The 17,563-nt window shown below is 46.2% G+C and carries 13 protein-coding genes; 4 read left to right on the top strand and 9 right to left on the bottom strand.

The window, feature by feature from the left end; genetic code table 11:
• Positions 1-101: 101 nt before the first annotated feature.
• Together HHL16_RS22905 and HHL16_RS22900 are read left to right on the top strand one after the other, a co-directional pair.
• The gene (locus tag HHL16_RS22905; protein WP_169427660.1) at positions 102-1,268 is read left to right on the top strand and encodes a hypothetical protein; all 1,167 of its coding nucleotides are present in this window, start codon (positions 102-104) and stop codon (positions 1,266-1,268) included.
• An 85-nt stretch (positions 1,269-1,353) separates the two neighbouring features.
• Positions 1,354-2,199, top strand: a complete 846-nt coding sequence (locus tag HHL16_RS22900) for a hypothetical protein (RefSeq protein ID WP_169427659.1) — start codon at positions 1,354-1,356, stop codon at positions 2,197-2,199.
• Between the two features lie 52 nt (positions 2,200-2,251).
• On the opposite strand, the gene HHL16_RS22895 is transcribed toward HHL16_RS22900, so the two are convergent.
• The 9 genes from HHL16_RS22895 to HHL16_RS22855 all read right to left on the bottom strand — a co-directional run bounded on the left by HHL16_RS22895 (position 2,252) and on the right by HHL16_RS22855 (position 13,136).
• Positions 2,252-2,800 carry a hypothetical protein gene (locus HHL16_RS22895; RefSeq protein WP_169427658.1) on the bottom strand — a complete coding sequence of 183 codons (549 nt, stop codon included), beginning with the start codon at positions 2,798-2,800 and terminating at the stop codon, positions 2,252-2,254.
• Between the two features lie 19 nt (positions 2,801-2,819).
• On the bottom strand, positions 2,820-3,329 hold the full coding sequence (locus tag HHL16_RS22890) for a hypothetical protein (RefSeq protein WP_169427657.1): 510 nt from the start codon (positions 3,327-3,329) through the stop codon (positions 2,820-2,822).
• A 35-nt stretch (positions 3,330-3,364) separates the two neighbouring features.
• Positions 3,365-4,006 carry a hypothetical protein gene (locus tag HHL16_RS22885; RefSeq protein ID WP_169427656.1) on the bottom strand — a complete coding sequence of 214 codons (642 nt, stop codon included), beginning with the start codon at positions 4,004-4,006 and terminating at the stop codon, positions 3,365-3,367.
• A 14-nt stretch (positions 4,007-4,020) separates the two neighbouring features.
• On the bottom strand, positions 4,021-5,901 hold the full coding sequence (locus HHL16_RS22880) for a hypothetical protein (RefSeq protein WP_169427655.1): 1,881 nt from the start codon (positions 5,899-5,901) through the stop codon (positions 4,021-4,023).
• A gap of 106 nt (positions 5,902-6,007) precedes the next feature.
• Positions 6,008-8,110 (bottom strand): HAMP domain-containing sensor histidine kinase, encoded by a 2,103-nt coding sequence (locus HHL16_RS22875; protein ID WP_169427654.1) that lies wholly within the window; start codon positions 8,108-8,110, stop codon positions 6,008-6,010.
• On the bottom strand, positions 8,107-8,829 hold the full coding sequence (locus HHL16_RS22870) for a LytTR family DNA-binding domain-containing protein (protein WP_169427653.1): 723 nt from the start codon (positions 8,827-8,829) through the stop codon (positions 8,107-8,109). The genes HHL16_RS22875 and HHL16_RS22870 overlap by 4 nt, the downstream gene beginning before the upstream one ends.
• A gap of 4 nt (positions 8,830-8,833) precedes the next feature.
• The gene (locus HHL16_RS22865) at positions 8,834-10,090 is read right to left on the bottom strand and encodes a PD-(D/E)XK nuclease family protein (RefSeq protein WP_169427652.1); all 1,257 of its coding nucleotides are present in this window, start codon (positions 10,088-10,090) and stop codon (positions 8,834-8,836) included.
• A 97-nt stretch (positions 10,091-10,187) separates the two neighbouring features.
• A complete protein-coding gene (locus HHL16_RS22860) occupies positions 10,188-12,536 on the bottom strand; it encodes a TonB-dependent receptor (protein WP_169427651.1) in 2,349 nt (782 codons plus the stop codon).
• A gap of 3 nt (positions 12,537-12,539) precedes the next feature.
• Complete coding sequence (locus HHL16_RS22855; RefSeq protein WP_169427650.1) at positions 12,540-13,136, bottom strand: DUF3347 domain-containing protein; 597 nt, start codon at positions 13,134-13,136, stop codon at positions 12,540-12,542.
• Positions 13,137-13,217: 81 nt separating this feature from the next.
• Between HHL16_RS22855 and HHL16_RS22850 the strand changes: the two genes are divergently transcribed.
• Together HHL16_RS22850 and HHL16_RS22845 are read left to right on the top strand one after the other, a co-directional pair.
• The gene (locus tag HHL16_RS22850; RefSeq protein ID WP_169427649.1) at positions 13,218-15,194 is read left to right on the top strand and encodes an ABC-F family ATP-binding cassette domain-containing protein; all 1,977 of its coding nucleotides are present in this window, start codon (positions 13,218-13,220) and stop codon (positions 15,192-15,194) included.
• 56 nt (positions 15,195-15,250) lie between these two features.
• The gene (locus HHL16_RS22845) at positions 15,251-17,506 is read left to right on the top strand and encodes a patatin-like phospholipase family protein (RefSeq protein ID WP_169427648.1); all 2,256 of its coding nucleotides are present in this window, start codon (positions 15,251-15,253) and stop codon (positions 17,504-17,506) included.
• The last annotated feature ends 57 nt before the right edge of the window (positions 17,507-17,563 follow it).

Raw genomic sequence — 17,563 nt, 5'->3', positions numbered from 1 at the left:
CAACCGGGGTCTGCAAATTTAACGAAGAATTCGCAGACGACCATTTACGATATTTGTCGTAAAACAAGGTTTTAACTAATTTGCTACACTGAGGGTTCACCATGAAGCGATTTTTATTCTTAGTATTGATCGGGATAGGTTTTTCGGCGTCTGCTCAAGACCTTACAGGCATCTGGAGAGGGAGTTTCAAATCTGAAAATGCCCGCTATCTCGAAGCGCTGGGCGAAGACAGCCGTTATAAGATCGAATTACAGGTAGATCAGACCAATAAAGCCTTTTCGGGAGTCACCTACTCCTACCTTACCACCGTATTCTATGGCAAGGCTACCTGCCGTGGAACCGTGAACCCCAATACCAAAAAGGTTTTTCTCGAAGAACTGAAGATTGTGGAAGTAAGAATGAGCGGGCAGTCATCGGCCTGCGTTATGACCTATTTTCTGCAATATTCCAAGATCGGTGACGAAGAATTCCTCGAAGGAAGCTACACCAGCGTCAATAACCGCGACTCTTCGAGCTGCGGCCGCGGAACCGTTTTCCTCCGTAAAGTGGTGACCTCCGATTTTTACAAAGAACCTTTTCTCGTAAAAAAAGAGGCTCAGAAAGCAGCCACTGCAACCAAACCGGCCCCTGCTCCGGCCAATCCGACTACCGGAACAGCGAAAACCACCACTCCTCTGGCAAAGAACCCTACTGCCAATCCGAAACCAGGCACAGGAAATAAAACTACCACTCCGGCCAAACCCGGAACACCCAATAAGACCAATACCGCCAAAACCAATACACCACAAAAACCGGTAACCCCGCCCCCTCCGGCTAAAACACCCGATCCCAAACCAGTGGTGGTTGATACCAAACCGGTTGAACCTCCGAAAAAGATCGAAGTAAAACCAGTGATCGTAACACCAAAAGTGCTGGCCACTCGCGACAATGAACTGGTGAAGACCATCACCACAGGCGCACGCAAAATAACCGTGAACATCTACGATAACGGCGCCATCGACAACGATACCATTTCTGTTTATCTCGATAAAAAACTGGTGCTTTCCAAAAAGCGGCTCACCGACCGCGCGCTCTCCATCGAATTCGAATTGAATGAAGATGATGCCGTGCACGAACTGGTAATGGTTGCCGAGAACCTCGGAGAGATCCCTCCCAACACTTCACTGATGGTAGTGAATGCAGGAGGCAAATACTACGAAGTGCGCATCACTTCCACCGAACAGAAGAACGCAGTGGTGGTATTCAAATTCGATAAAACGAAACCATAGCACCTCGCAACCCCAAAGCACACCGCTCACATAAATTTGACCATCTTATTGAAGAGGAAGTAGGAAATTTCTGTAAATGCTCTTCATGCGTTCCGGAATTGCCATACTCCTGCTGCTCTTAACCGTTACGGGCTCAGCCCAGAACCTTACCGGCATCTGGCGTGGCAAGAGAACACAGGGCGCACAGGGATGCTTTCCCGAATATGGCCTCGAACTGCATATCTATTTCAGTAACGAACAAACGATAATGGGCAATGCTTACACCTACGTAAGCAAAGAACAGTATGTGAAAACCCTGTTCACAGGGCGATACAATCCGCAAACAAAAAGACTGGTACTGATCGAAAACAGTGTGCTCAGTTACAATGTACCGGCATCCTGCATTCCCTGCATCAAAACATATCAGCTCAGTTTCTCGAAGCAAGGCAAGGAGCCTACGCTAGATGGTCAGTGGACCGGCCACGAAATGGGCAACAAAAATGCCTGCATCCCCGGCAACATTACGCTGCATATGGAACCGCAGCCCATCTTTCCGGTAACCATTCCGCAATCCGACAGCCTCGCACTGCTTCAACAGAAACTGCAACTGAAACAACGCGAAAAGGAAGTAGTGCAAACATTAAAGCTCGATACCTCGCTCATAAAAATCGATCTCTACGATAATGCAGAGATCGACGACGACACCGTAAGTGTTTTTCTCAATGGCGCATTGCTGCTCTATAAAAAAAGACTCACCGATAAAGCGCTTACGCTCTCCATCAATACCATGCCCAATACAGATTATGAACTGATGATGTACGCAGAAAATCTGGGACGCATTCCTCCGAACACTTCACTGATGATTGTAACGGTTGGAAAGAAAAGATATGAGATCAGAATATCTTCCAGCGAACAGAAGAGCGCCGTAGTACGTTTCAGGTACGATCTGTAAAACAAAAAAGCAGCTGCATCATTTGCAGCTGCGGTAACTCCTATGATATTGCTTAGAAAGGAATCTTTGCATTAACCGTTCGTTTCTCCCCATCACGATTGAACAGTAACAGGTTATTGATCTCCACTACATCATTCTTCACTCTGATGGTGCCTGCAGATTTGCCTGTCCCCGTAAATTCCAGCTTTCCCAGATTGCTGCCGATCCCTTTGAGGGATACCGTTACAACGCCCGGAATCGGGTCCGTCATTGGCAATATGGAGCCACCATCGTAGATCTTGAAATCAACGCCGGAAGCTGCATCCTTTCTGGTTAGGAATGTGATCTGTAATAGCTCGTAACCAGCTTCACCAGGCCTTCCGTCGTCGTGCTGACACAACACCGAGAAATTTGATTTTTCCTTATCACTGCCAAAATACTGCGTGCTAACTTCGCCTTTTACTTTTTTATCATCGAAGGAGAACTCTCCTATTTTGGTTTCTTCGTCGTTGACGGTTATGCCGGCTTCTTCTTTCAACACTTTCGCAGCTGTTTTATCTGCTTCATTATTGCAGGATAACAACACTGAAGTGAATGCCAGAAACAATATTGCTTTCTTCATAATTGTTCGATTTAAATAATTATTGACAGGGGTTTGTTTTTGTCCCGATCCGTTTCTTGTCTGCAGTAAAACCGGTTTTGCAAATGATGTCTACCACTTTGTTGTAAACATCGGTCTGACCTTTCACAGGAATCAGCGTAACCAATCCTGTTTCAATATTGATGGTGATGCTTTCAATCCCCTCTTCTTCTTCCAGCATATTACTGATCAGCCTTTTCCCTGCTTCGCAGTTGATATCTGTTTTGATGAGGTACTCACCATTGCTGTTGAGTTGTCCGGGTTGATCAGCCTCTTTTCCATTCTTATTTCCGGTCTTTTTCTTTTTCAGGATGCTGATCTTTTTCTTTCCACTCACCACACTGTCTGTTTTTTCAAGGCCCTGATCGATGCCATCCTGAATTTTCTGATCGATCTTCTGTTCTCCTTTTTGTTTGGCTAACTCTTTAGCCTGATTTAGTTTTTCTTTCCAGAATTGTGCCTGCAGATTATTCACCAACACAAGCGCGCACAGGAAGAGTATAACTTTCATACTGTTGTAATTTTAGTTTCGTAAATATGGAGCGGTTAAGGGAGGGGCTTTGCCGGAATCACGGTGCACACAGGCCGGTAAATGTTCAGATGCTGCCGCGGCAGATTCCATTGACGGATGTATTGAAATGTAGTCACTGCCCGCCCCTTATCATCGTAATAGGCATCAGTAAATAGCGGAGCATTCCGGGTAGTTTTTCCATAGTCAGATTTCCTGATCAGATAAATGATTTGCTGATGATGATTGCAGATCTCTATCATCCTTGCACCAGCTTTTCTGCATAGTTTCAACACAGTATCCGGAACATAGTACACAATGGAATCTTTCCGGATGTTTGCAGGTTCCATTGTTGGTTTACTGATAAATCCACCCTGCCTTTTGAACGTGGCTTTCAGCTCTCCTGCTGCATTGTAATAACGTATCTGAATATTGGTGGATGATGTTACCGTTTTATCAGAATACTGATGCAAGGCGTACCAGCGCTCACTTTTGTAGGTGCAAGCAGCCACCAGCAGATTGCTGTCTGCCTGCAGCAACGGATACAGGAATGCAGGCAGGGAGTCTTTCGCCGGTTGACCTGTTCCTGCATTCTTCGACTCACCTGCGCGTGCATGCTGTATGAAAAAACCACCTGAGATCAGAACCTGTATTATTAGCAGAAGTGTTATTCGTTTCATAGCGGCAAAAGATTTTACAATGAGATACCTTTTGCGGGATCTATCTTAAGCGATTTCTGCAATCCGTTCCAGTTGAGGATATCAACCCGAAAATCTGTGCAGATATCATCCACAAAAGGAATGGGAATACAGAGTCCCGCCTGGAAATAGATCTGACCAGATAAACCACCTACTGTCAGCACGGGATTGATCACCGCCACTTTATCGTTTGCATTTGCTTCCAGTGTGTAAGGCATTTCCATAGTGATCAGGTTGATGCCCGCTACAATTTTTGCATAGGCAATATCGAAGGCATCTATCCCACCCGATGCTGTAAGATTAACTTCGGCTCTCGGCGTAAATGTTGTTTTGATGTCGCAGGCGCTGCTGCTCTGATAATTTACAGTCATGCTTACTGTTCCGTCGACATTCACATTGATGGAACATGGAATTGGTCCGATAAAAAACCTGAAACCAGTCAAGTGTTGCGTAACTGTTTCCGAAAAGTAAGTCTTGTCTGTCTTGCTCAGATCGAATTCCTTGTTCAGTAAAGTAACGATGCCGTAGTCGGGATCTATCCGGCCTCCCGGTCTGCGGATACCAGGCATTCCATCTCCTTTGTAATAGTTCTCTTCGGAATTGAATTTGTATCCAAACAAAATGAATTCTTCAGAAAGCGGCTCACTGCTGTTTACAAGATGTTTGAAGTTGAAATACTTCAGTCCTACACGCATGTCTCCGCTCACTGCTGCTGATTTCTTCACTCCGTCGTACATTATTCCTGTGTAGTAATATTTGGAGTTGAACCCTCCGGAATTTGCAAAAAAGCCGAATGCATGTATACCCGGATCGAGCAGTTCGTAATTGAAACCATTATAAGTTCTGTTGCCTTCCGATGCAATATTGATGGGAAATGGCAGCTGATTATTGAATGCCAGTGAATTCGGTTGATACGTATTGAGCACGTTGCCTCCTGCATCGAAAAAGCGGATGGTGGCAAAATAGAATTGCTCTTTTTTTCCTGCTGCAGGCAACTGATAACCGCTCCCTGCAAGGTTTACACTATAAACCCTGAATGGCTGCCCCGCCTGATAAGCAGACATTTTCTCACAGTCCGCATATTCGATATTGTAGCCGCCATTGAGCGCTACTGTACTTTCCGGACTTTTGATATTCACCTGTACCGAAGTAATAACCGGTCCACCTTCAGATTGTGAAAGGTCCATTTTGCAGGAGGCAGCTTTGCTCCATAATGCAGCAGGAATGCCCATCATCAGCTTCGCATATGGTGTACCGTTCCTCCATTCGATTTGCGAGGTATTGGTGAATGTGCCTGATTTGAATTCAGCGGCGTTGGTGATCAGCGTACCGGTATAGGTATATGTGATATCTCCAATTGCGCGAACAGGAGGCATTCTTCTTCCACGCAAAAATGGCTTTGGAATAGTGTTCGGTATCCCCGGTGTATTGGCGCCGGTTTTTCCAAACCCGCCCACAGCAATGGACTTGTTCAGCCGGTTTGTAATGATGCAATTGCTGAGATCATTCTTTTGAATTTGCGGCAGCGTGAGATTCAGCTGAATGAATGGCTTCTTTTCTCTCAGGGAATGTCCACGTTCATTCAACGATCTTTCCACTTCATTTACCTGCGCGAGAATATCTTTTCCTTTTGCACTGTACTTCTTGCGTGGATTGCCGGGATCGCTCCAGGTATAGATCTTTTCCGGATCATACCCTCTTCTTACATCGGGTACAAGCGGTACAAAATTGATGGGTGCTTTTTTGAATTTGGGATCATCGAGCAGATTGAGTCCCTGTGAGTTTTTTTTGCCGGGGATCCTGATCCCGCCGGATTGTGCCATTGCACATTCTGAAACTATCAGTGACAGTATCCAGAAACAAAGGTATTTTTTCATGAGTTGTGGTTTCCGTAAAACTATTCAGACCGGCAGCCAACCTGAAATACAACCGACCAACGGAGGTACATAATCGTTAAACGGAAATCAACTACCCGAAGCGACACTAAAACTGAAGGTTGGCTCTGGTAAAGCCATTGTCAGTATGATCGAAGAAGAGCTTTGCTCCGATCTTTCGGCTCAGCTCATCCACCAGTTTTAAACCGAAGCCGGAAAGGCCTGTGGATGCCTGGCTGTTCTCTATTGCATCTTCATATTGCTGTTGTGTGAACAAGGGGCCTTCATTGACCAGCTGAATGGCCTGCGCATTTGTTGTGATAATTATCCTGCCATCATCAGGCGATGCTTTCACTGCATTCTGCAACAGATTCCGGATGATGGTTTGCAGACAATTGAAATCGGTCTGTAAAATAAAATGAGGGGCTATCTGGTTGGATACTTTCAGCTTTTTTGCGCCGATCTGCAGTTGCAGCAATTCAACAGATTGCTGCACTATTTCCTGCACTTCCACCGGCTGAACGCTTACAGAGAATTCATTCATCTGGGTTTTGCTCCAGGTCAGCAGGTCTTCCATGGTTTCGAGAAGGGAACCTGTTGCCAGCTGGATCTTTCCACTCAGCGCTGCTTTCTGCTCATCATTCAATGCTGTTGGATTGAGCTGTTGCAGTTTCAGAAACTGATACACCTGACTGATCGGAGAACGTAAATCGTGACTGATGATACCAAACAGTTTTGCTTTCGTTCTGTTGGCTTCATCGAGGCTTGCATTGAGTTCGTTCAGTTGTTTGTTCTTCTGATTGAGCGTATCGGCTGCACGCTTCTTGTTGCGATAAATGATAACGAGCAACAGCGCTATCAGCGCAGCAAGCGCCAATCCGCCGATAAGCCACATTCGTTGTTTATGGGCCGCTGCCAGTTCTCCGGACTGTACTTTAAGTTGCAGCTTTTTCTCATTGTTCTGATATGATGCCTCTGCATTGGCAAAATTCTTATTGCCTGCTGCCTGCAATAAAGTATCATTCAGATTGCTGAATATCACATAATGACTATATGCGCTGTCCCAACGATTCAATGCTGCATAAGATTCGGCCAGCGTTTTATGAATATCTGCATAAGCTCTTTTCTCGAAATCGTAAGAGTTTTTCAATGTCTCGTTGAGCTGACTGATGGTCAATGCATAATTCCCTTTCCGGAAATTGATCATGGCCATCATTTCCGTAGCCTGAATATAGGGTGCTGATCTGGACAACGACTTCACTCCTTCTTTTCTGGCCCGCTCAATAAAATAGCTGGCGCTGTCTATATGCTTTCGATCATAATAATACGACCCGAAAAGATAATTGGCAGTGCAGAGCACATGAAACAGCGTATCCCTTCCCTTCATGGCATCGTAGATAAGCCGGTAGTAATGTTTTGCACTATCGATCTTATTCAACCCCAGAAAAGCCTGAACATAGTTTACGTAGTAGGTTTCTTCGATCCCTACAAAGGCCCTGTCTTTGAGATAAGGTCTTGCCTGTTCCAGATAATCGATGGCACGCCCGAATTGTCCTATTTCGCTGAACACCTGCGCTATATTGCTCAGTTCGTATCCCAGGTTTACAGGTTCGAATTCATCACTGCCTTTTTTCAATCCTTCTTTATACAGATCGATGCTCTTCACCTTGTAGCTGATAGCTTTCTCATAATCGTTGATATCCCTGTAATACCCGCCCAGCATGGTGGCTGCCTGTTCTTTTATTTTGATGTCGGTGGATGTATCTGCGATCTGTTCCATGCGCTTCATCATCTGAACACAAAGTTCAGGTTTGCGGAGGTAGTCGTAGATATTGTACAGACGGCTGAGCGCCGTCATTTCATATTTAGTTTTGCGGAGCTTTCTGGCAATCGTTGCAGATTGGTTAAGGTATACGATGGCGCTGTCGTACTGCATGGTATATTCATAGGCAACTCCCGTAAATAAGGAGAACATCGATTTAATCCTGGCACTGTCATCAGGTACCATCGCAAGGCCTTTCTTAGCTTCCAGCACCAGTTTTTTATAGGGCTCTGTGCCTTCTCCCGAATAGGAGAGCAACTCATTGCAATACACTCTCCATGCTTCAATTCTGTCAGCGAGCGTATTGATCTTACTTAAATCGGGAGGTGTTTGAGCCAACAACTGGTGCAGAAAAAACAGGCATGCAATTAATACACAGATTTTTTTCAATGCAATAGATTTAGATTCGATAAAAGCGAGCGGTAGGTTTTTCCGATGGGAATGGTGTAATTATCGCAAACCAGTTTACCCGCACTCAGTGTTTTGATTCTGCTTTTTGCTACTGCGTAACTTCTGTGTACACGCAGGAACCGGTCTGCAGGCAGTTTTTCAAGAAATGCACTGAGCGTGGTGAGCGTCATATAATTTTTCTTGCCGGTGACTATTTTGGTATAGTCCTGCATGGCTTCGAGAAAGATGATATCCTGCTGTGGCAGCCTGATCTGAGTATGCCCTTCTTTGATGATCAGCATCTCCTGCTCGAACAACACTTCGTATGCATTTGCTTTCTGCTTCATTTCCCAGAATTCTTCGATCCTGCGGACATTCTGAGCAAACCTTTCTTCGGTTAGTGGCTTCAGAATATAATCGAAGGCAGACAATTCAAAGCCCTCCAATGCAAACTCTGCATGCGAAGTGATGAATACGGCAATAGGCACTTTGTTTCTGATCTTCCGGAGGAGATCTATTCCTGAAAGTCCGGGTAGTTCGATATCGAGGAAAATAAGGTCGGGATTGATTTCGTCCAATGCCTGCAACGCTTCTCCTACTGCATGGAAGCTGCCGCAGTGGCGCAATTGCGGATATGCGGCGGAGAATTCTTTGATGATCATCAGGTCTACAGGATTATCATCGATGGCAATAAAACGTATGGGCAGTGTTTCAGGCATTTGTTTATGTTATGGTCTGTTGTTGTAGCGCTTCTTTTACCAGTGATGGTTCATTTAATGCTTCCCTCAGCACATCTGCACATTGCAGAACAATATTAAATTGATCATTGAAGAAAACTCGCTTCATTAATTGAGTTACCTGCTCTTGTAATGGATCAGCACCTTTAAATTTGAATTTATTGCAAGTAATCAGATGAAAGAATGCTGAAGAAGCGCTACCGCTTTCGTTAACCGAAAAATCTTCTGAAAGCGAAAATTCTTTCTTTTTCATCCTTTTTTTCAGCCCATCAACCACGTCCTTTCCTTTTGACACAAACTCGCCATGTAGTTCGTAGTAGATTGATATCGCCGAGTTTGAAACAAGATTCTCATATGCAAAATAAAACCTGAAATACTTAAGATACACTAAACCAGTTTCCTTGACAAATGTATCAGTTGCATAAAAATGTTTCCCTTTGGCTGCGTATATCGTTGCAGGATCAAATCCAAAGGTCTTAACTCCTTCATAAAGACACTTGGCAGTATAGTCCTTCAACTCCTGTTCTACCTTTTTCAATTTCTCAATCTCATTCGCATATTTCTTGTAAATTTCCCATTGTGTCTGAAGCAATTCATGATCTGTTTGCTGGGTCATGTTTGAAATATTTTGAAAATAATCCTTTAGCATTAAGAGATGTCGATCGTCAGAGAATAGGTAATATTCGGAAAGCTTACCCAATACAACTTTGATGAGTTCGTCATGGAGGATATTGGTGAATTTGATCCCTTTATTTTTTTCGAACTCCTGCAAAACGTTCTGGTTATCGTGCAAAGAAATCACAACACCTGTTTTATTTTCAGCATGAATGCTTTTCCAGTACGCCTCCAGATCGTTATACAATTTTGCATCGATCTTATTCTCAATGATGATTGCCCAAAGTTTATTGCTATCCTTGCTTTCTGCACTTCTTAATACAATATCGATCCTTTTGGAATCAGCATAGGTTTCTCGCTCTATTGTATAGTTGATTTCATATCGTTCCTGATCCCTTTTTTCTATTGCTCCTTTCGCAATCAGAATTTCCAATAAACTATCAAAGAATAATCTTCCGAAGCCGTGTTCTTCATTTTCGTCGAGGTAGAAGGCCAGCGTATTGCTGTTTACGTTTTCCCAGCGGGGGAACCCCGCTATATCGAAAATTGTTTTCCTGATCTTTTTCGTTTCCGGCAAAGATGCAATCAGTTGCAGGATCCAGTCTAATTGCAATGTTGCAGACTCCATTGGCTCAACTAGTTTTGGTTAAATTCAAATTATGAAATTTCGCGGTAAACTGCGTAGGATTATTTGTAAATAAGAAATGAGAAGTAAGCAGTTGGTCTCAGAATTTGAAATTCCAGGTCACTGCCGGTATCACCGGAAACAAAGAAACCTGCTTCGCCTGAATGGTCATTTCACCACTGTAAGGGCTTCCCTCCTGATCGAAATAAATAAAGTAAGGATTGAGTCTGCTATACAGATTATACACACTGAAAACCCAGTTCTGTTCCCACTTCTGCCCTGCTCTTTTCTTTGGGGTATACGTGGCCGACAGATCCATCCGATGATAAGCCGGCAATCTGTAGGTATTCAGTTTTCCGTACTCCTGCGTTAACACTCCGCTTACCACATAGAACCTTTCCGGAAGCGTGGTGGCATTGCCGGTGCCATACACAAACACTGCCGAAGCTTTCCATTTAGGACTGATCTGATACATGCTCACCACACTCAGGTCGTGCCTGCGATCGTACTTCGCGGGATATTTTTCTCCCCCGTTGAGATCAGGGAATTTGCGCCAGGTGTAACTGATGGTGTATCCGATCCAGCCGGTAAACCTGCCGCGGGTTTTGTTGATGAAGAACTCCGATCCGTAACTCCATCCTTTTCCGAATACGAATTCACTCTCCGGATCTTTGAGCGATGGCGTATATCCTTCTCCGTATTCTATCTGATTTTCCATCTGCTTGTAGTACAGTTCCACAGATGTTTCGAACATATTGTTGTTGAAATTGCGGAACAGTCCTAATGCATACTGCCAGCTGATCTGCGGCTTCACACGATAGGTGCTGGGCACCCAGAGATCTGTGGGTAATGTCGATCCGGCATTGCTTACGAGATGGATGTATTGCATGTTCCGCCCGGCAGATGCTTTGATGCTGGTGGCATCATCGATGATATACCGGAGTGTGACACGTGGCTCGATCCCCGCATAGGTTTTTACCGTTTTGCCCCGGCCATATACAACGCTGTCGGTTTTATTGCCGTGTGCATCTGTTTCGTAGATCTTGTACGGACCACGTTGCGAGAACGTGCTGAAACGCAGTCCCATGCTGGCTTGCAGGCGGCGGCTGACGCTCCAGTCGTCCTGCACGTAGATGCCCGTTTCTGCTGCGTACTTCCTGCTTTCGTTATTGGGTTCGAGCTGCGTCTCGCCCTGATTGCCGCGGAGAATATTGGGTGTGAAACGATGCCAGGTGTACATGCCGCCGAACTTCATTTTATGATTGGGCGATGGATAGTAATCGATATCAATCTTCCCGCTCCAGTCGCGGATGCCGGAGCTGAGGTTCAAAGAGAAATCCTGTTGTGTTGCACCGAAAGCAAATTTGTAATCGTTGAAAACAACCGTGGTATTGGCGAATAACTTTTTGCTGAAGATGTGGTTCCAGCGGAGCGTACCGGTTGAATTGCCCCATGGAATATTGGCACTGAAAGCACGTTGCCCGCTTTTGAAATCGAATACATCTCTCCCGAAATAGCCGCTGAGATAGAGCCGGTCTTTATCGCTGAAGCGATAGTTCATTTTGGCATTCAGGTCGTAGAAATAATAACCTGATCCGTAGTAATTGCTGCTCTTTTTAATGAAGGGTTTCACCAGCAGATCAACATAAGTGCGTCGTGCAGAAACAATGAAAGAGGCTTTGTCTTTTTTGATGGGTCCCTGAACGGAGATGCGGGATGCAATGGCGCCGATCCCTCCTTCCACTTCATACTTTTTCATGTTCCCTTCCTTCATGGCCACATCGAGCACACTGGAAAGGCGGCCGCCATACTGCGCAGGCATGCCGCCCTTGATGAGCGAAATATTTTTGATAGCATCGCTGTTGAAGATGGAAAAGAATCCAAAGAGATGGCCGGTGTTGTACACGATGGCATCATCGAGCAGAATGAGGTTCTGATCGGGACCGCCTCCGCGCACGTACATGCCTGTATTGCCTTCACCGGCGTTTCGAACGCCGGGAAGCAATTGCAATGTCTTGAGCAGGTCTACTTCTCCGAGCAATACGGGTACTGCTTTCACCTGCTGCATGCTCAGATCTATCTTGCCCATCTGGGCATTCATCACATTGCCATCTTTTCTTTTGGAACTGACCACAACCTCCTGCAGCATGCCCCTTGGGAGCAGCTGAAAGTTCAGACTAAAATCTTTGTTCAGATTCAGCGGCAGCTGTTGCGGCTGATAACCTGCAAATGAAACAAGAAGGGTGTATTGCCCTGCGGGCAGGGTGAGCGAATAGAACCCGAACTGGTTGCTGGCTACGCTTCCATCATCGATCACCTGAATGGTGGCTCCGATCAGCGATTCGCCCGATAGCGAGTCTCTCACAAATCCACTCAGCGTATGTTTGGTTTGGGCTGATGCGGACAGTGAAAACAACAGAACGCTTACCAGAACAGGGGCTAATCTCAATAGTTATTTTTGTGTGAAGTCAAGTTTTGCTTCAACTGTTCCGCAGTTGAGCATCTTGTCTCCAAAGTAAGGATTCCTTACCACAGAATCTTCACTGATCCAGTTGGCGCCGGTATTGTCGAATGCCATGGGGCAGTTGATCCAGTAAATTTTCTGTTCATCGTAGCGAACGGTCTGGAAGAGGGTGAACAGGGCGTCTGCGATCATTTTGAACTCTTTTCTTTTGGGATCGAGCCCTTTTTCTCCTGCCAGCGCTTTTGCTGAACCGCTAATGGTACCGGAATAATCCTGTGCCGTGAGTTTGATGGCGCCGGTACTGTCGCCCTTGATCTCATTCACTTTGAGACTGTCGGCAGCGGTTGCCAGTTCGAGTGCGGCAGCGGAAGCCTGGGCCGAATCGCTGGCCACCAGGGCATTTTTCAGTTTGAAATAAGCATTCAGCATTACACCGAAAGAGCTGTTAAAAGCATCGGAATTATCTGCTTTAGTCAGGGGCTGTTGCTTGTTTTCGGGGGCAGCTTCTTTTTTGCCTCCCCAGATCATCCAACCAGCAATACCGAGGATTACCAGAACCAGAATAACGAGTATGCCTTTTTTCATCCGAATAAAATTTTCCAAATGTAACATTTCTGCGTGTTACCGCGTGATTGTGTTACTTTTGCGGCGTAAAATTGAACATTTATGCTGGCCGGCCTGACGAACGTAACTTTTGAATTTGGAGCGAGGGCGCTTCTTGAGAATGCAACATGGCATATCCAACCCAATGAACGCATAGGACTGATCGGTTTCAACGGAACCGGAAAATCTACCCTGCTGAAACTGCTGGTAGGGCAATATTCCCCCTCCGAAGGAACGGTGGAACGTAGCAGGACCACCTCTATCGGATACCTCCATCAGGATCTGCTGAGCTTCGATACCAGCGACTCCATTCTTCAGGTGGCGCTCGGCGCATTCGAACGCGTGCTGCAACTGGAAAAAGAAATCGAGGAACTGGGTAAGGAACTGGAAAGAACCGGCGACGAAACCACCCTCATCGCATATACCGACAGGCTCCACGAAATGGATACCCTCGACGGCTACAATATTCATCACAAAACAGAAGAAGTACTGCAGGGTCTCGGCTTCTCCAATGCCGATGTGCAACGCCCCTACCGCGAGTTCTCCGGTGGATGGCGCATGCGCGTGCTGCTGGCCAAAATGATCCTGCAGGCACCCGACCTGCTGCTGCTCGATGAGCCTACCAACCACCTTGACCTTCCATCCATCGAATGGCTGGAAAAATACCTGTTGCATTATCAGGGCTCGGTAGTAATTGTGAGCCACGACAAATACTTCCTCAACCGCATGGTGAACAAAATTGTGGAAGTTTACCAGCGTCAGCTGCATATCTATAACGGCAACTACGAATTCTACGAGAAAGAAAAGCAGATCCGTACCGAACTGCAGCAACGCGCCTACGAGAACCAGCAGGATTATATCCGTCAGCAGGAAAGATTCATCGAGCGATTCAAAGCCAAAGCCTCCAAAGCCGCACAGGCACAGAGTATCGTAAAACGCCTCGACAGGCTGGATCGTGTGGAAGAAGTGATAATCGAGCGCCCCGATATACGCATCAATTTCCAGGTAGATAAAATGCCCGGAAAAGTGCTGGTAGAACTGAAAGACATCACCAAACAATTCGGTGAGAATGTTATTGTGAAGAACGGCGCAGCCGAGATCGAAAGAGGCGATAAAATTGCGCTGATCGGAGCCAACGGTAAAGGTAAATCTACCCTGCTCCGCATCATTGCAGGCATCGAGCCATTCAGCGGAGACCGCCGCTGGGGCCACAACGTAGAAGAAAGTTTCTATGCACAGCACCAGCTCGAAAGTCTTGGACTCAACAACAGCGTGCTCGAAGAAATGAAAACAGCAGGTTCCCAGAAAACCGAACTGGAACTGCGTACCCTGCTCGGTTGTTTCCTCTTCAGCGGAGACGATGCCGATAAGAAGATCAAAGTACTGAGCGGTGGTGAGAAAGCCCGCGTAGCGCTCGCAAAAACCATTGTGAGCAAGGCCAATTTCCTCATGCTCGATGAGCCTACCAACCACCTCGACCTCCACTCAGTGGAGCTGCTGATCGATGCCCTCAACCGCTATCAGGGAACCATCATTATGGTGAGCCACGATCGTTTCTTCATCTCCAAAGTAGCCAACAAGATCTGGGCTATTGAAGACCACGAACTGAAATCTTTCAGCGGTGGATACGAAGAATGGGTAGAATGGAAAGAAAGGATGGCAAAGAACGCAGCCGCCAGTTCCAAACCCGAAAAGAAATCTGAAAAAAAAAGTGAAGTCGCTCCTGTAGCAGCTCCCAAACCTGAACCGGTTGCAGCAAAGCCCGTGGCCAATGCGCCGATCAATAAAGAGCTGAAGAAAGAACTGCAGAAGCAGCAGCGCATTTTCAAGGAGCTGGAACAGAAGATCGAAGACCTCAACAGGCAGAAAGCGGAGAAAGAAGCCCTCATGGCCGCTCCGGATACATATGCCGATAAAAATAAATTCATGGAGACCGAGAACAGTCTCAAAACCATCAATGCTTCCCTCAAGGAACTCAATGCCGAGTACGAAGTAATATTCGAGAAAGTAATGGAGCTGGAAGAACAGGCGGGCAAATAACAAATAATTCCTCCTGCGAAGATGGACGGTAAGCCAAAGCTTCTTAATTTGGTGTTATGCTGTCAAAAATCTTAGCCAGGAATTATGTGCTGACCGGTTTTTTCATGTGTTGCTTACTGATAGTGCAGGCTCAGACCCCATCCGCGCGCCCGAAAATCGGCGTAACCCTCAGTGGTGGCGGGGCCAAGGGGCTGGCTCATATCGGTATTCTGAAAGCTATTGACTCTGCCGGTCTCAAAATAGACTACATAACGGGCACCAGCATGGGAAGCATCATTGGCAGCCTCTATGCCATTGGGTATTCCGCAGACAGTATCGAAAAGATCTCCAGAAGCATCGACTGGGATCTGCTGCTCAGCAATCAATCTTCGCTCCGAAGCATTTTCATGGAAGAAAAAGATGAGTACTCCAAATACATACTGGAGCTCCCCTGGGTTAACCATCGTTTCCGCCTTCCAAGCGGTGTACTGGAAGGACAGGAACTCTGGAATAAATTCTCCGAACTCTTCTTCCCGGTTTACAATGTCAAAGACTTTTCAAAATTCAGCATACCCTTCCGATGCATCGGTACCGATGTAGGCAATGGAGAAGCCGTAGTAATGAAGGAAGGCGAAATTGTTTCTGCCATCCGGAGCAGCATGGCCATTCCATCGGTATTCACTGCCGTTGATTTCAACGGAAAGAAACTGATCGATGGTGGTGTGGTACGCAACTTCCCCGTGCGTGATGTGAAGGAGATGGGTGCGGATTTTGTGATCGGCAGCAATGTATCGAGCGGACTGCTTCCTTCCGATAAAGTGCGCAACGCTTTACAGATATTGTTACAGGTAGCATTCTTCCGCGAAGCGGAGGATAATAAACTTGAAGTTCCCCAATGCAATATCTACATCCCCTTCAACATGGAGAAATTCAGTATGGGCAGCTTCTCCGATGCAGGTGCCATCATAAAAGTTGGATTGGAAGAAGGAAGGAAACTCTATCCACGTCTCAAACAACTGAAAGATTCACTGGACGCCATTTACGGACCTGAGCCCGTAGTTCCCAACAGGCTACCCGAAGTACATGATGTGAAAGTGAGTTCCTACGAAGTGAACGGAACCGTAAAGACATCTCCCGATTTCTTCACGCATACCATGAACTTCCTCAACAACGAAACGTACACAGTAAAACAACTCACCAATATGGTGCGTCAGGCTGTAGGCACCCGCTATTACAAACGCGTGGCCTATTCACTGATCCCGCAACCAGACTCCACCGTAAAGATCATCTTCGATGTAACGGAGAATCCACTCACGTTTGCCAAACTGGGCATGCATTACAACCGGTTCAGCGGCATTGGTGTAATTGCCAACTTAACCACACGTAATTTCTTTATCACCAATTCCAGAAGCCTCGTAACACTGAATATCGGTGAGAGTTTCCGGGTGAAGGGTGAGCACCTGCAATACTTAGGCCGACGTAAGAATTTTGCCATCATTGCCGATCTGCAATTCGACAGATTCGATGTATCTACTTACACGCTTGAGTACAAACAGGATGGATTGTACAAGCAGAATCTCTTCAGAACAGGAGGCCGTTTTCAGTTCTCCGCCAACAGGCAATTCACCATCGGTCTGGGCTCGCGCTGGGACTGGATCCGGTACGATCCTACCCTGTCTTCGGACCTGTCTTTCAAAGGAAGCAATGCCTGGGTAACCAACTATGCTTATATCGGACATAACTCGCTCGATAAAGCCGTGTATCCGCGCCGTGGCGTAAGGTTCGAGGCAGAGGCGGGTTATATAGCCGGACAAAGTCCGCGCATCAAATTCATTCAGGGCAATACATCCGTACCGGCAACAGAAGACCTGGTATCGGGCAGTTCCTATCCGCGCATATCATTCAATTTAGACAGCTACCTGCCATTCAGCAGACGCACCACTTTGCTGTTTCAGGCACAGGGCGGCACCAATTTCAGCTACCGTAAAAATATCATGAATGAGTTTGTGGTAGGTGGACTCACCAAAACATTCCGCAATCAGATCACTTTTGCAGGTCTTCAGGAAGGAACCATCTACACACCCAGTGTGGTGGCTCTGCAGGCGGGCATGCGTGTGATGATGTTGAGCAATACCTACATCACAGCAAGAGCAAATACATTATTCAACAATATTTTCTCGAAGAGTTTGTATTTCCAGTATCCTGATTTCTTTTCGGGATATTCACTCACGTTCGCATACAATTTCGCGCTGGGGCCTTTGGAGATATCGGCTATGTATTCCGATCAGACGAAGAAGCTGCAATCTTATATCAACTTAGGTATTCCATTCTGATTGTATAAATAATTAATAAAACAGCGGGCCCCGATTATGTCGGGGCCCGCTGTTTTA

Source organism: Pseudoflavitalea sp. G-6-1-2 (assembly GCF_012927185.1).
Lineage (GTDB): Bacteria > Bacteroidota > Bacteroidia > Chitinophagales > Chitinophagaceae > Pseudobacter.
This window is presented reverse-complemented; position numbering and strand designations above follow the sequence as displayed.

Excerpts from the sequence above, each read along its gene's own strand:
- HHL16_RS22870 (WP_169427653.1), bottom strand. The coding sequence starts at position 8,829 with ATGCCTGAAACACTGCCCATACGTTTTATTGCCATCGATGATAATCCT.
- HHL16_RS22855 (WP_169427650.1), bottom strand. The coding sequence starts at position 13,136 with ATGAAAAAAGGCATACTCGTTATTCTGGTTCTGGTAATCCTCGGTATT.
- HHL16_RS22885 (WP_169427656.1), bottom strand. The coding sequence starts at position 4,006 with ATGAAACGAATAACACTTCTGCTAATAATACAGGTTCTGATCTCAGGT.
- HHL16_RS22905 (WP_169427660.1), top strand. The coding sequence starts at position 102 with ATGAAGCGATTTTTATTCTTAGTATTGATCGGGATAGGTTTTTCGGCG.
- HHL16_RS22890 (WP_169427657.1), bottom strand. The coding sequence starts at position 3,329 with ATGAAAGTTATACTCTTCCTGTGCGCGCTTGTGTTGGTGAATAATCTG.
- HHL16_RS22880 (WP_169427655.1), bottom strand. The coding sequence starts at position 5,901 with ATGAAAAAATACCTTTGTTTCTGGATACTGTCACTGATAGTTTCAGAA.
- HHL16_RS22850 (WP_169427649.1), top strand. The coding sequence starts at position 13,218 with ATGCTGGCCGGCCTGACGAACGTAACTTTTGAATTTGGAGCGAGGGCG.
- HHL16_RS22845 (WP_169427648.1), top strand. The coding sequence starts at position 15,251 with ATGCTGTCAAAAATCTTAGCCAGGAATTATGTGCTGACCGGTTTTTTC.
- HHL16_RS22900 (WP_169427659.1), top strand. The coding sequence starts at position 1,354 with ATGCGTTCCGGAATTGCCATACTCCTGCTGCTCTTAACCGTTACGGGC.
- HHL16_RS22865 (WP_169427652.1), bottom strand. The coding sequence starts at position 10,090 with ATGGAGTCTGCAACATTGCAATTAGACTGGATCCTGCAACTGATTGCA.
- HHL16_RS22895 (WP_169427658.1), bottom strand. The coding sequence starts at position 2,800 with ATGAAGAAAGCAATATTGTTTCTGGCATTCACTTCAGTGTTGTTATCC.